This is a genomic window from Bacillus sp. NP247, assembly GCF_018966865.1.
In the GTDB taxonomy this organism is placed as follows: Bacteria; Bacillota; Bacilli; order Bacillales; family Bacillaceae_G; genus Bacillus_A.
On sequence record NZ_CP076653.1, the window covers coordinates 645507 to 658690 of the forward strand.

A 13184-nucleotide genomic window follows, 5' to 3' on the forward strand; every position below is an offset into this window, starting at 1 on the left:
TATTATGTTTTTTATAAACAAAAATCCAGTTATGCTTTATACATAACTGGATTCCTCATTATTTAATAACCTTTTATTTCATAAGAATTACATCCCGTAACTCTCTCTTCAACACTTTCCCTAAAGCGTTTTTCGGTAACTCCTCCATGAATACCACTTCTGGTATTTTGTAACCTGCTAATTTATTCTTACAATGCTGAACAATACTTTCTTCTGTTAATGATGTTTCGATATCCTTCACAAGATAAGCTCTTGGAACCTCACCCCAAAAGTCATCTGGAATTCCAACTACTGCAACTTCTAGAACACCATATATTTCATGAATGACATCTTCTACTTGATCTGGATATACGTTGTCACCACCGCGTATGATAACGTCTTTATATCTTCCCATAATATGTAGGAATCCATCGTCATCTATCATACCTGCATCGCCCATGTTAAACCAATTATCTTTTACTACCTTCTTTGTCGCCTTTTCATTATTCCAATATCCTTTAAACATGTATGGACTTCTTACATGAATCTCTCCAACTTCATTTGTTGTTAGTTCATTCCCTGTTTCTGGATGAACAATTTTCAATTCTACATGCTTAAGTGTTTTCCCTACAGAAGACATTTTTTCTTTTCCCATATTTGGATGCCAAGAAGTTACTACCCAACCTTCTGTACTACCATACCCTTGCACCATATATATTCCTTTTTTCATATATTTTTGAATGAGCGTTTCTGGAACTTTTGTACCACCACTTTGCGCTACTTTAAAGGTCGAAATGTTACGCTCTTTTTTATTTAGTTCATCAAGCATATAACTATACACCGCTGGAAACGCAAGCATCGTAGTAATTTTCTCTTCTTCAATCTTATCCCAAATAAGAGTAGGATTTGAATCAGATAAGAAAATCATCGTTATGCCATGATAAATGCAATTTAAAATAGAAAGCACTCCACTCATATGAAACAATGGATGCACTGATAAAAAGCGTTCACCTGCTGGAATTTCTCTTTGCCCCGCAATCTCAGTAAAATAATGATGTAAGTTTTTATGACCAATTACGCATGCTTTTGCCTGTCCAGTCGTTCCTGAAGTAAATAAGTAAATCGCATCATCATCTTCATGAACTTCTACGTTCGGCTCTGTAATTGGCTGTTCTCGCAATTTTAATTCAAATGAACCAAAGCCTTCTTCTGTCGTTTTAATTACATAAGGAATTTCTTTAACAGCATCAACCTTTAATAACACTTCACTAAATTCATCATCAATAACTAATACTTTTAACTTTGCTTCTTTTACAATCGTTTCTAATTCATAAGCTGTAAGCTGATGATTTAGCGGAATAAATACCGCTCCAATTTTCAAACTTGCCATCATAATGCTTGGAAACGGATGATTATTTTTGCATAGTATTCCTATGCGATCCCCTACCTGCACACCGTTATGTAACAAATAATGTGCAAGCTGGTTTACTCGTTCATTATACTGCTGAAACGAATATCTTTTCTCTCCCCCGACAAGCGCTTCCAAATTTGGTGATTGCATTGCTCTCTTTTGTAATAATTGTCGCATCGTTCTCAAGTAAAACTCCCCTTTATATATGTTAGGGTTTTTATTTTACCAGATTAACTATTAATTTACTAAAGATTACACTTAGTGAATATAAAACATATGAAAAAATAGCCATCTACTTAACAAGTAAATGGCTATTTTTCCTTATATATTAGAATACTCCTTGTTCATAACATATTTCACATATTCAGGTGCACTTTTTTCAATCTCTTCATCACTGATTTCATATTCTGCACCATATAAATAGAAGGAAGGAATAAACTCCATTCCCGTGTATAAGCTTGTAGCGTGAAATGGTTTCGTCAACTCAGCCATTGTGATCCCGCTATTTTCATAGTCTTTTTCTAATCCACCTATAGAAATAGCTACACCAAACTCTTTCCCCTGCACTTTATCCCCTTTAGATCCGTAAGCAAATCCATATGTTAATACATCATCGAACCATTTTTTTAATAATGGTGGTGAGCTATACCAGTAGAGCGGAAATTGAAATATATATCGGTCATGTTCTACTAACAGCTTTTGTTCCTCTTCAACATTAAACTCCCAATTCGGTGCCGCTTTATATAATTCATGCACCGTAATTTCATCTGAATATTTCTCAAGTTCTTCTACCCATCTTTTATTAATTCGAGACTTTTCAATATCAGGATGTGCTACAATTACAAGTGTTTTCATATATTTTCTTCCCCCTTATAAATAATTCAAACCCTTTAGTATTAGTATGAATGAATCACATATAATTGGAAAGTACGTACTTTCAAGTGCTATAGGAACCTTGAGGTACCTTTGGAGGTGTTAAATGAATCAAAATGATGATTGCCCAATCGCAACGACACTCGAAGTAATCGGTGGAAAATGGAAAGTTCATATATTATGTATTTTGATGGATGGAAAAATGCGAACGAATGAAATAAAACGAGAAATTCCAAACATTACGCAAAAGGTTCTTACACAACAACTTCGGCAACTTGAAGCTGATGGAATTATCCATCGTACTGTATATCAAGAAGTACCACCAAAGGTTGAGTACACAATAAGCGCACATGGAAAATCTTTAATGCAAATTATGGATGAACTATTTGAATGGGGAAAAGACCATCAAATAAAAAGATTAAATGACTAAAAGAACCCTATCAACTTTGTTACATCTTCTATGTCAAGAATTCTTCTGAAATTTTATAATAGGGGTATCGTCATATCACTATTAAGCTAACAAAAAATACCCCTAAAATGAAAAAAAGCTTATTTCTCAAAGGAATTAACTGTAGCGAAGGAAAATTACATATTCATATAAATATAGCTCTTATGTAAATTCCTAAAAAATTATAGCCACAGAATTACTTTCCTATCCTCTTCTTAATTTTGAAGTCTAGAAAGTCAGCATTTAAACTAAACTTGCTAATATCGCTTTTGTACGATTGTCCGTTACCTCATAATAAATTTCTAATCCTTTTCGAGTACCAGTTACGATTTTAGCAGCCTTTAGTTTGGATAAATGTTGACTAATTGTACTTTGAGGCATTTGTAAATCTCCATACATTGTTGTTACATTAGTAGGGCCTTTTGCAAGCATTATTTTTACTAAGGATAAACGGACAGGATGTGCCAATACCTTTAATACTTCAGCGATTTCTTCATACATTTCTTTTGTTTTTTTCATATTTTTTCTCCCCTTTTATATAAATATTAATGATATCCATATATATAATTCGAAAGGATATACGATTTTGTGTCCGTCATTTAAAAAATTTAAATAATAAGAATTTCTTTAGTTTGAAACTAGAGAGATTTATTAACATGAAACGAATTCCCATCTTCAATATTCTATGGATTCTTCTTTTCATTCCCTTGATGTTGTGTGGTAGAAATGTCTTTGTCCTCATTTTCAGGCCCGTTATTTTCGTTTATATTACCTTTATTTCCTTGTTTTTATCCCCTATCGTTGTTTTCTTGCTAGTGTCCATTATTTCCTTGCTGAGATCCTCTACCGTTGTTTTCTTGCTGATGTCCATTATTTCCTTGCTGAGATCCTCTACCGTTGTTTTCTTGCTGATTTCCATTATTTCCTTGCTGAGATCCTCTACCGTTGTTTTCTTGTTGGTGTCCATTATTTCCTTGCTGAGATCCTCTACCGTTGTTTTCTTGTTGGTGTCCATTATTTCCTTGCTGAGATCCTCTACCGTTGTTTTCTTGTTGGTGTCCATTATTTCCTTGCTGAGATCCTCTACCGTTGTTTTCTTGCTGATTTCCATTATTTCCTTGCTGAGATCCTCTACCGTTGTTTTCTTGCTGATTTCCATTATTTCCTTGCTGAGATCCTCTACCGTTGTTTTCTTGTTGGTGTCCATTATTTCCTTGCTGAGATCCTCTACCGTTGTTTTCTTGTTGGTGTCCATTATTTCCTTTTATTTGCTTCGGTTGCTGTTCCTTGGATTGCTTTTGTTCTATATGCTCCTGCTTCTCGTATCTCTCTTCTTTTACAGGAGACGAATCCGATGATACTTCAGGAGATGACTTTGGTTGCGAATGTATCTCCTCATCGCGCTCCTCTTGATTAGACGGCGGCGCAGGTGGAGTAAGCGATTTCTGCTTCTCATTCTCTTGCTTTATATAAACACCTGTGCCAACTCCTGCTTTATTAGCATTCTCCCGCATTTGCATCGTACTGCTTTGATATACGACTGTAACATATTTTGTCTCATACTCTTTCTTTAATTTTTGCATAGCCTTTTCCAACTGTGGTTCTAGCGACTTGTCCTTTGTAACAGCTGTTAGCATAACTTGCTTATCATTCGTTAAGTACTTATCCTCTTGACTGTGTTTTATAATAGTACGTATTACGTCTTGCAGGTCTTTATTTTCCCATCGCTTTATTTCTTTTAAAATACGCCTTCCATCATCATTACAAGCTCGTAAATCTATAACACGAAGATCCTTTGTTACGCTCACCTCTAAACTTGGATTTATATCCACTGAGACATAAGCAAATACTTTTTCTTCCGGTTGGTTGTAGAAAAACAGCAACACACATAGAAAACAAGTAACAAGTAATGATGCAGGCTTTAAGAAAGAAGGGATTGAAAAACGCGGTTCTCTTTGCTCTTGTTTGTTAAACGAGATTTCCTCTCCAATTATGTAAGAGTGTACTTTTCTTTTAAACGTAATAAACTCTCCATTTGGAGTTAAAACAACTACGCTATGTTTTTTTATATCCATCACAATTCCTTTATTCATCATGCTTTCCCCCTCTTATATAATCAAGAATATATGTATAGTTGTTTGCAAAGATAATACACATTGCTATAATGTATTTTCTATGTCGCTCCAACGTTTTACGACTTACCCTAACACGTGGTTCAATATGTTTCAGCGGTAACTTTTTCTTTCTGAACAGCTCTTCCATCATTTTCTCGTCTTTTATAATAATCTTTACAATTTCTCTTAAGTGCTCACGCGTATCACGATGCTTAGGAGATTCCTTAGCAAGCTCTGAAAATGTGATTTTAAACTCAGCTAGCACACTTTGAAAATGAAGAATTTCCTCCTTACGGTTACTATTTTCCATCTCTTTCATATACTCCGTAAGCGATACTTGCATTTCTAATATTCCCTCTTGCTTATCTTCTTTTAAAAAGACAAGATTATGCTTAGACTCTTTGCGTATATAGTCAATTACATCTCTTTTTATAAGAAGATCAGCAAACGCTAGAAAAGATTTTCCTTTTTTATATGAATACTGTTCAATTGCCTCGTTAAACGCAAACAATCCAATGCTATATTCATCATCCTGTTCTGTAATATACCTGCGGCAGACAGACGAGATTGATTTTCTAATAAACGGCTGATACTGTACGATAAAAGCTTCCTTATCTCCTCCGTTGTTTTGTATGTTAAATACGATATCTTCTATTTTCGTTTTTTTTAAGATTTTCATTACTAAACTCAACACTAGTAATCTCCCTGCCTCCTTCTGCTTTAAATAGCAAAATGGTCACTAAATAAGTGACCATTCAAGCACATTTTCTTAGTACTTTTCTTTTGGCTTGTCTTATTTCTGTTGCTCATATTTTTCGAGGCCGACTTTTTTATATAACTATTTTTTCCACTTGTACTAAAGTGAAGTCTGTATTTTGTACTACTTTCTTGTTTTCTTTTGCAATATCACTTGTTCTTCTTGCTCTTTTTTATTTTAGCTGCAATCTTTGAATAACTCTTCGCTATATTTTTGGTAATTTTAGCTTTTTCTTTCATTTGTTTTCTTCTACTTATATATATTCGAAGGAATAAATGATTTTATGGGGGTCAAAAAAATATTTTTTATAAAATAGTTATTTTTTCAAAAATAAAAACCATCAATTGGAAGAAACTCGTTATAACTCCTCCTTATGGTATTTCCTTTGTAAACCTTTTTATTTAAATGTATAATTGTATTAAAAGTCTAAAATTTCAGAATCGGAGGGCGGCGTCATGAAAAGTTTTGGTACGTTAGTAATCTCTACCGTCATTTCAGCAGGCTTAGTGTATTATAATATCGATTCCTTTAATAATAAATTTACATCCGGGAATACATATTACTGGGCAAACGGTATCCTAGCTGCTGGATTCCTTATATCCTTAATTATCAACATAAAAGATATCATCAAGAAAAACTACACAACTTCTGAATCAAATTAAGGAGCCTATTATGGTTCCTTTTTCTATGCAAAATAAAAAAGCAGCTGTTAAGCTACTTTGAATTCTTCTTATCCCCAAATGAAATGATATATATATTCTCCCGTTACACGTTCATTAATTCCAGCGATCCTAGCGAATCTCATTAAGTCCGCCCCTTGAAGAAAATACACCGAGATCGTAACTGGTACTTGTGACCACATGAATTGATAAAGCTCATTCACTCTCTGATTCGTCGAAACGATTAAATCATTTACAGGTCCATGATTCCATGCAGAGGTTTGAACTGAAGTGAACGGAAGGTCTTTCCCATTAACCACTATTCTTACCACACTTTGAGTTATGTCCACAACAATCTCCTCCACCATTACAAAATTTAAGCCTGTTTCTATACTCATATTCTTGATTAATAATAAATGTTTAAGGCAAACCCCTATTTTCATTTCTACTCAAAAACAATTTATTTGATAAAATAAAAAAGCAGCGGATTCGCTGCTTTAAAATCTACATAACTCCCTTTTCTTTTGCTCCCTCATAAAGAACCGTGCGGCTTACACCTGTAACTTCACATATCTTCTTTACTGTAAACTTGTTTTCCTTTCGGTTTGCAAGCAGATCTAAAGCATGTTCCATATTAGGATTATCATCATCGTACTTCTTAGGGCGCCCTTTATAAACACCATGTTCTTTAGCTAGTTCAATACCTTCTCGTTGCCGCGTTCGAATTAGGTCACGTTCTAACTGATTAACACCAGCCATTACAGTGAGTAGGAAAGTGCTGTATGGATTATCGCTTGTAGTATCAAGCCAATTGTCTTTTAACGACTTAATAGAAGCGCCTTTTTCTTTAATTGTTTCTATAAGTTTAAATAAGTCTTGTGTACTTCTGGTAATACGTGCTAATTCAGTTACTACAATTACATCACCTTCACGCAGATTGTCTAACATACGTAATAACTCAGGTCTGTCTGTTGTAGCCCCGCTAACTTTTTCTTCAAACACATAATCACATCCATAATCACTCAATTGTTTGAGTTGCCTTACTAAGTTCTGATCTTGTGTCGATACACGAGCATATCCAAGAATCATTCTATTTCTCCCCTTTGTCCGTAAATTAACTATAGCTTAATAACAGCATTTAATTTCCGTACATGTAAACCGAACATGAAGAGAGTTGTAAAATAAGTATTTTAAATATGTCTAAATTATGAACGTATGCAATTCTAAATAAGTACACCCATAGCGGACGTTTCATTCTTTATTTTCATTCGCTGTGTTCATTTGTTTTGTTATCTTTCCTTAACAAGAAATCAGACCAGAAAATCCATGTACCAAAAAAGAGCGCTTTTCTTCAAAGCACTCTCCAATAGGAATTTACCATTCTCGACGCTTATCACAGTCACGATCATGATTACGTTTACGACGACATTCATCACAATCACAGTCGCGGTCACGTCTACAACGACGGTCATCACAATCTCTGCGTCTGCAGAACATTAAATCATCCCAAAATCTATCACAATCTCGGGAACGTCTGAAATTACAATTACATCCCATAAATATAATTACCTCCTCTTAACTCTAGTCTAGGATTCATCATATTCTATGCTAAAAAACAAAAACAGCTTGTTTACTAGTCTACTTTCTGCATTTTAAAGTAATAATGTTATTATCTAATCTTTAAGTTTCAAATCTATTTTACCCCTTATCTTTCCTTAACAGCAAACAAGACGCCACCCAGATCACGGCAGCGCCTACGAAAATTGCTATACACTTAATCAAACTCATTTATCCTCACATTATTTATTTCTTTGCTTCCATACCCCATTCTCTTTACGATAAGTATTCTTTCCATTCATGAAGTCAGCTGTATTACCAGGAATACTATATTTCTTATTCTTAGCCTTCTTCTCCAGCCTTTTTTCTTCTTGAATAGCTTGCAAATCCGCCTTCCATTGTTTCAACAAATCCTTTTCACGTCGCATCGAATTTGTACCCCTTGGATTAAAATGTGAACCAAATAATTAGATTCTTCCTATTTATATACTCATTTAAACCAAATGTCCATTTTGTTCAAATTCACGTTTAATGTGTACTAATTTATGTTTTCTCTTCTAAATAGACCAACGATATATTATAATCCTCTATATACCCAAGGAGGTTTACCATGCTTAATTTTCATAAAATATTCCCCATCTTAGGATTCTTTTGGTTTTTATACGGTTTCATTGGCCTCATCTTGTTTATTACTTTCCTTAGCGTGTCGTAACAGCGCTTATAAATATATGTTTAATGTATAATTTCTATATAACAAAGAAAAAAGCATCCATATTGGATGCTTAATGTATACTAATATTAATATTGAATAGCTTCATTGATAGACTTTCTAGAACAATAAATATACTAGCTGAAACTGATCTATATCCGATATTCTTTCCTGTAACATTAATAGTAATCTCCGCCAAATGGGTTGGTACATCATCTTTTTTCAAAAATTTTATCTTCAACCTTTTCAACTATTGCTACATTATCTATTTCTTTAAAAGTTTTCAGCAATTTTGTTTCTAATAAAGTAAAATCAAAATTTTCATCTTTAATCACATCAAATATAATCTTCATTTTTCTTTCCCCATTTTTAACTAGTTAATATACTAACATCAATTCAAGTTTCCGTAAGGTAACGAAAAAAGGCGCTTTCCCGAACGAAAACGCCTTACTCAAGGTTCTGTATTTACGTGTAAAAGAACTCCAAAACAAATGGAATGGCGGTCATATCCGTAATTGGTCAATGGTGTTGAATCAACTTATGGTTAACGATAAATTCGCCAAACGTATTGAAAAATATAGTATTTACCTACCGTAATTTAAATGCTTCGTTTGTTCGATAAGATAATTTGATATATCTATGTTGGTGCCATTTCGCAAGAGGAATTCCACTAAATCTTGCTTTTGAAGAACAGGATTAATAACGGCTCCATCTAGCTGACTTAGAATCTCAACGATGCCATGATGTGAAAAACTCTTGATTGCTTTAAAAAGTTCTGCATCACGTTTCTTTCGTTCGGCGGATTCTTCAGGATACCCAGTATTGAACGGTTCTTCAAATAGTTTCTCAAGCGTGAAGCGAAGATTTAATTCGCCCGCCCAACCGAAGTTCAATCCAAGTGGCAGTGATGCACAGTTTCCGTTATTTATCCTACCAAATAGGAACGCATCTGTTGGAGTTGGCAGATAACCGCTAATGACATTCGGAAGTGTATTACAGGCAATCGACATACCAACACCGCTACTACATCCAGTGACGACAAAATCAACTGCACCTGAATTTAGAAGTAGACCAACAGCTAAGGACACTTGGATATAGCTTAACTCGGATTCTTCAACTGTAACACCAAAATTGAGTACTTCATATCCATGCCTCGCCACAGCCCTTTTTGTCTCTTCAAAAATCAGTTCATTTTTGCTAATTTGGGTACTTGCTTGTATCACGGCTATCTTCATTCTTCCACGACCTTTCGATTTAATTATCACACAAACCAAAAGTCAAAAGAAGATAAAAAAGACAGAAGCGATCTTACCTTAATATTTGCTATTCTATGTGTTCGTTTCAAAAACTTACACAGATTTCTTGACAATCCCTCCTTGTTTTTTTAAATAATCCGTAAGGCTGTTGCAATTGCCATAATTGCATTCTTTTTCTGGTAATAATACCAATCATTAGCTAATATCATTTGAGCCTTTATCGCCTTATCACTCATTACACCACTCTTTAGATATTTCCGCTCGATTCTCTCCCTTTGCTCTATATCCAATGAATGTTCTATTGCTCTTCTAATCTGTAAGTATTTGTAATCGTTAATCTTCTTCGTATCACGTAATTCTGGGAATAACTGAATACTTTCCCTTTCACATTCGCTTTGGTTCATCATACGGACTGATAGATCCTTGTAATCTCGCAATACCTTCACTACTGCTTTTTGTATTAACTTATATTCCTCGTTATTTATTTCTGGAAAGAATGATAATTGCTCCATCTGTAATCCCCCTATTTCGAATTTTGGTTTTTATATTCACATCAGGCGCGTGAAATTTTACTATCTCTTTGTTGAATAAAGGAAACGTGCATAGAGAGTAGCCCCCACCATCCACTCTGCATGGTTTCGCTATCCATTAAGCCTTTAATAATTTACGTTTCTTGCTGGCCATCTTCTCTTTTGCTACTTCAATGTTATTTGCTACCTTTTGATGGTCCTGATCAAATTGATTCATGCCATCCCACGGTTTCCGAGTCCCATTGTTATTCCTCGCTTTCTATTAAAAGGATTATTTTGTTAAAAAATTGATTCTAATTTATAACCTCTATCTTTTTCGTTTATTTCCCATTAAAATTGAGTAAAACTATTTTGATAACATAGGAGAAAGCTATGAAGCATAACCTCAATCTATGGTCCTTTATATGCTCTTTGATTTGCGTTGGACTATTCCGTTTATATTTTGAAATTCCACTTGAATTATTCAAATTTTTCACGGATTCATTACACATTCACCCTTTATTTATATTACTAGTTTTAACAATAGGAACTTTTTTTGCTGGCATTATAGGATTTTCTAAGATGAATAATTGGATTGCGATGCTTAGGAGTGTAGCAACAGTCTTACTAACATTGTTATTATCAGTATTTTTAACACTAACTTTGATTGTGGGTTATGCATTAAGTTAAACGTAGTTTTTTATGAGTAAAACTCAATATTCTGTCAATAATATAGATGACATTAGAGTTTTCTCCTTGTTCCCCCTTGGAGATGAGCAGTTAGTTTTTGCTAATTGCTCTTATATTTATAACAAAGATAAGATTCTTTAGAATGATTCTTCTTTATTTCTCAATATAAGGAGCCTTTGATTTTCATTAACACTCCTGTAGTATATGAACAAAGAGTAAGGTAAGAGTTACTCTTTGCCATTTTAGGAAAGGTTCTGTTGGAAACAGCGGAACCTTTTTTCGTGATTTAAAGGTACTAAGACAAAATGAAATATTTACCATGAAGGTAATTGTTAAATATTTTACGCTTATACAGTATAATGGGATAGTTATTGTGTATTGGCATTAAGAGGAGCGTCCTGATTAAGCGCTTCTCTTTTTTTATAAAATAGCTCCAAATTACTTGGACACATTTACCAGTTTATTCAACACAAATATCATGTTAAAATCCCTTGTGAATACGACATAACTCAACTTGGTGAAGCCCTGTAATATTTCCTGTAGGGCTTCTTTTTTTACAAGCAGTTATTTCATTACGCTGACTACCTTGTTGTGCAAAATAACGATTTTGTTCACTTTTTTCATACATTTATAAAACATTCATATGTTATCTTCAGTAAGTTCTATTTCCTTTATAATATTGTGTGAAGTATACCAACGAACGAAGCCTAAAAAACTCTAATGAAGTGATGAAAAAAGCCTAATTTCTCTACAAAACATTGAGAAATTAGGCTTTTTAATAGAAAAAGTAGCATTCATAAACAATGAATACAGTTTAACTCTTCAATTCTATTTTCATAGATTCATATATTCTTCTAAAGTCAGTTTTTCCTTATATATATTTTCAGCAATATCTCCTACATAGCGAATATGCCAAGGTTCATATGCATAACCCGTAATACTTTCCTTCCCCTTAGGATAACGAATGATAAACCCTGCACGATGCGCGTTTTCTTTCAGCCATTTTCCTTCCTTCGTATTCGCAAAGGATAGCTCTAGTTCATTGTTCGCACTTTTAGAAGAAACATCCATCGTTAACCCTGTTTGATGTTCGCTATGCCCTGGCTTTGCAGAGAAGCGATCCGTATGCTCTTGCCCTTTCTTTTTAACATTGTTGGCATACAGACCTTTTTGATACTCATAGGAACGAAATCCTGAAATAGCATTCAACTGGATCCCATCTTGCTTAGCTAAAAGGAATAGTTTTTCTAACGCTTCCGCTGCTTCTTTACGAAGATGACTCTTTTCTACCGTTCCACTAAATGAGAACGGTACATTTGGTACAACTAAATCCTCTGGCATATAGTCTTCGGGTAAACCATATTCCTTATTTACTACAGCCTGTATACTAGCAAAGGAACTTGCTATCTTATTTGAGGTCCCATTTTGCTTACTATTTTTTTCTTTATTTATGGAGTTTTCACTAGTTTCATGGTTTGTCTTATATGGTTCTTTACCAATAGATATATTGGTGTAAATGATAAAGATACCTAACATTACTACTATTGGTGTAAATGATAAAGATACCTAACATTACTACTATACAAGTTAAGGTTCCTACTAATTTAAGTCTCATCATTCATTTCCTTCCTGCAACTCCTACTGTTACTCATTCATCATACTTCAACCCTATCAAATCCATATTAATTCCCTGTGAACTTTTCTTCATAACGTATTCCTTAATAGATTGATAGTATATCTTCCCTTTCTTTTGGCACCCTTAAAATATCAGCTCTATTCATACATGCAGAAAAATAATCTAAAAATTTGCACAATAAGATAAGAAGTGTAGCATTCTATTATAGAAAGGTCTTGGTATAATGCTAGGTATTGATGTCAAAAAAACAAAAGAAGAGTTAATTATTTCATGGCAATTTGCGGAGGTCACGATTCCATTACGTGATGTGATTGAGGTTACCGAAGATGCTACCTATGCGGGTGTTGAAGAACCAAGTGCAATCCGTATCGGAACAGCATATGGGACAACTGATCGTATATTAATTAGAACTGTAAAACAAAATTATGTATTATTTACTACAAACAAAGTGTCGATTTTAAAAACTATTTTTGCTTAAATATGGTCATATAAATAGACTCAAACAAAGTTCGAATAAAGCAAAGGAGAGAAGTCATAGAATAGACTCCTCTCCTTTGTTTAATCGAAATAAATTTTATAATCTATA

At 33.9% G+C, this 13184-nt stretch carries 15 protein-coding genes and 4 pseudogenes; 5 read left to right on the forward strand and 14 right to left on the reverse strand.

What is annotated here, in order from left to right:
- Positions 1-73: 73 nt before the first annotated feature.
- Both KPL75_RS03450 and KPL75_RS03455 read right to left on the reverse strand, forming a co-directional pair.
- A complete protein-coding gene (locus KPL75_RS03450; RefSeq protein WP_219919409.1) occupies positions 74-1576 on the reverse strand; it encodes a class I adenylate-forming enzyme family protein in 1503 nt (500 codons plus the stop codon).
- A gap of 135 nt (positions 1577-1711) precedes the next feature.
- Positions 1712-2245, reverse strand: coding sequence for an NAD(P)H-dependent oxidoreductase (locus KPL75_RS03455; RefSeq protein WP_219919410.1), 534 nt, complete (start codon positions 2243-2245; stop codon positions 1712-1714).
- Positions 2246-2369: 124 nt separating this feature from the next.
- On the opposite strand from KPL75_RS03455, the gene KPL75_RS03460 reads away from it, so the two are divergent.
- Positions 2370-2693, forward strand: coding sequence for a winged helix-turn-helix transcriptional regulator (locus KPL75_RS03460; protein ID WP_071747510.1), 324 nt, complete (start codon positions 2370-2372; stop codon positions 2691-2693).
- Positions 2694-2954: 261 nt separating this feature from the next.
- Here KPL75_RS03460 and KPL75_RS03465 read toward each other — a convergent pair whose 3' ends face one another.
- The 3 genes and pseudogenes from KPL75_RS03465 to sigI all read right to left on the reverse strand — a co-directional run bounded on the left by KPL75_RS03465 (position 2955) and on the right by sigI (position 5519).
- Positions 2955-3230: an ArsR/SmtB family transcription factor gene (locus KPL75_RS03465; protein ID WP_002146515.1), complete on the reverse strand. Its 276-nt coding sequence runs from the start codon at positions 3228-3230 to the stop codon at positions 2955-2957.
- Positions 3231-3526: 296 nt separating this feature from the next.
- Positions 3527-4804: pseudogene (locus tag KPL75_RS03470) on the reverse strand (anti-sigma factor domain-containing protein); the annotation flags it as partial.
- On the reverse strand, positions 4797-5519 hold the full coding sequence (gene sigI, locus KPL75_RS03475) for an RNA polymerase sigma factor SigI (protein WP_002161054.1): 723 nt from the start codon (positions 5517-5519) through the stop codon (positions 4797-4799). The gene sigI and the pseudogene KPL75_RS03470, both read right to left, overlap by 8 nt.
- A gap of 518 nt (positions 5520-6037) precedes the next feature.
- Here sigI and KPL75_RS03480 point away from each other — a divergent pair.
- Complete coding sequence (locus KPL75_RS03480) at positions 6038-6244, forward strand: hypothetical protein (RefSeq protein ID WP_219919412.1); 207 nt, start codon at positions 6038-6040, stop codon at positions 6242-6244.
- Between the two features lie 68 nt (positions 6245-6312).
- Here the strand turns inward: KPL75_RS03480 and KPL75_RS03485 are convergent, their stop codons facing one another.
- The 5 genes and pseudogenes from KPL75_RS03485 to KPL75_RS03505 all read right to left on the reverse strand — a co-directional run bounded on the left by KPL75_RS03485 (position 6313) and on the right by KPL75_RS03505 (position 8860).
- The gene (locus KPL75_RS03485; RefSeq protein WP_219919413.1) at positions 6313-6684 is read right to left on the reverse strand and encodes a hypothetical protein; all 372 of its coding nucleotides are present in this window, start codon (positions 6682-6684) and stop codon (positions 6313-6315) included.
- Positions 6685-6745: 61 nt separating this feature from the next.
- Positions 6746-7330 carry a recombinase family protein gene (locus tag KPL75_RS03490; RefSeq protein WP_219919414.1) on the reverse strand — a complete coding sequence of 195 codons (585 nt, stop codon included), beginning with the start codon at positions 7328-7330 and terminating at the stop codon, positions 6746-6748.
- A 285-nt stretch (positions 7331-7615) separates the two neighbouring features.
- Entirely contained in the window at positions 7616-7798 is a 183-nt protein-coding gene (locus KPL75_RS03495; protein ID WP_219919415.1) for a hypothetical protein, read from the reverse strand.
- 242 nt (positions 7799-8040) lie between these two features.
- Complete coding sequence (locus tag KPL75_RS03500) at positions 8041-8226, reverse strand: hypothetical protein (RefSeq protein ID WP_002137396.1); 186 nt, start codon at positions 8224-8226, stop codon at positions 8041-8043.
- A gap of 354 nt (positions 8227-8580) precedes the next feature.
- Positions 8581-8860: pseudogene (locus KPL75_RS03505) on the reverse strand (hypothetical protein).
- A 34-nt stretch (positions 8861-8894) separates the two neighbouring features.
- Between KPL75_RS03505 and KPL75_RS27350 the strand changes: the two are divergent.
- Positions 8895-9104, forward strand: a pseudogene (locus KPL75_RS27350) (IS256 family transposase); the annotation flags it as partial.
- Here the strand turns inward: KPL75_RS27350 and KPL75_RS03510 are convergent.
- The 3 genes and pseudogenes from KPL75_RS03510 to KPL75_RS27355 form a co-directional block, all read right to left on the reverse strand.
- Positions 9092-9742, reverse strand: a complete 651-nt coding sequence (locus KPL75_RS03510; RefSeq protein WP_219919416.1) for an RpiB/LacA/LacB family sugar-phosphate isomerase — start codon at positions 9740-9742, stop codon at positions 9092-9094. The pseudogene KPL75_RS27350 and the gene KPL75_RS03510 sit on opposite strands and share 13 nt — an antisense overlap.
- A gap of 149 nt (positions 9743-9891) precedes the next feature.
- Positions 9892-10275, reverse strand: coding sequence for an ArpU family phage packaging/lysis transcriptional regulator (locus tag KPL75_RS03515; protein ID WP_219919417.1), 384 nt, complete (start codon positions 10273-10275; stop codon positions 9892-9894).
- A 136-nt stretch (positions 10276-10411) separates the two neighbouring features.
- A pseudogene (locus tag KPL75_RS27355) lies at positions 10412-10519 on the reverse strand (Holliday junction resolvase RecU); the annotation flags it as partial.
- 146 nt (positions 10520-10665) lie between these two features.
- Here KPL75_RS27355 and KPL75_RS27360 point away from each other — a divergent pair.
- Positions 10666-10962, forward strand: a complete 297-nt coding sequence (locus KPL75_RS27360) for a hypothetical protein (RefSeq protein ID WP_002142559.1) — start codon at positions 10666-10668, stop codon at positions 10960-10962.
- An 834-nt stretch (positions 10963-11796) separates the two neighbouring features.
- Here the strand turns inward: KPL75_RS27360 and KPL75_RS03520 are convergent.
- The gene (locus tag KPL75_RS03520) at positions 11797-12498 is read right to left on the reverse strand and encodes a M15 family metallopeptidase (RefSeq protein ID WP_375141018.1); all 702 of its coding nucleotides are present in this window, start codon (positions 12496-12498) and stop codon (positions 11797-11799) included.
- A gap of 323 nt (positions 12499-12821) precedes the next feature.
- Between KPL75_RS03520 and KPL75_RS03525 the strand changes: the two genes are divergently transcribed.
- On the forward strand, positions 12822-13076 hold the full coding sequence (locus KPL75_RS03525; protein ID WP_219919418.1) for a SunI/YnzG family protein: 255 nt from the start codon (positions 12822-12824) through the stop codon (positions 13074-13076).
- The last annotated feature ends 108 nt before the right edge of the window (positions 13077-13184 follow it).

Coding starts and splice junctions, on each gene's coding strand:
- KPL75_RS03455 (WP_219919410.1), bottom strand. CDS start 2,245: ATGAAAACACTTGTAATTGTAGCACATCCTGATATTGAAAAGTCTCGA.
- KPL75_RS03460 (WP_071747510.1), top strand. CDS start 2,370: ATGAATCAAAATGATGATTGCCCAATCGCAACGACACTCGAAGTAATC.
- KPL75_RS03465 (WP_002146515.1), bottom strand. CDS start 3,230: ATGAAAAAAACAAAAGAAATGTATGAAGAAATCGCTGAAGTATTAAAG.
- KPL75_RS03480 (WP_219919412.1), top strand. CDS start 6,038: ATGAAAAGTTTTGGTACGTTAGTAATCTCTACCGTCATTTCAGCAGGC.
- KPL75_RS03485 (WP_219919413.1), bottom strand. CDS start 6,684: ATGAAAATAGGGGTTTGCCTTAAACATTTATTATTAATCAAGAATATG.
- KPL75_RS03490 (WP_219919414.1), bottom strand. CDS start 7,330: ATGATTCTTGGATATGCTCGTGTATCGACACAAGATCAGAACTTAGTA.
- KPL75_RS03495 (WP_219919415.1), bottom strand. CDS start 7,798: ATGGGATGTAATTGTAATTTCAGACGTTCCCGAGATTGTGATAGATTT.
- KPL75_RS03500 (WP_002137396.1), bottom strand. CDS start 8,226: ATGCGACGTGAAAAGGATTTGTTGAAACAATGGAAGGCGGATTTGCAA.
- KPL75_RS03510 (WP_219919416.1), bottom strand. CDS start 9,742: ATGAAGATAGCCGTGATACAAGCAAGTACCCAAATTAGCAAAAATGAA.
- KPL75_RS03515 (WP_219919417.1), bottom strand. CDS start 10,275: ATGGAGCAATTATCATTCTTTCCAGAAATAAATAACGAGGAATATAAG.
- KPL75_RS27360 (WP_002142559.1), top strand. CDS start 10,666: ATGAAGCATAACCTCAATCTATGGTCCTTTATATGCTCTTTGATTTGC.
- KPL75_RS03520 (WP_375141018.1), bottom strand. CDS start 12,498: ATGTTAGGTATCTTTATCATTTACACCAATATATCTATTGGTAAAGAA.
- KPL75_RS03525 (WP_219919418.1), top strand. CDS start 12,822: ATGCTAGGTATTGATGTCAAAAAAACAAAAGAAGAGTTAATTATTTCA.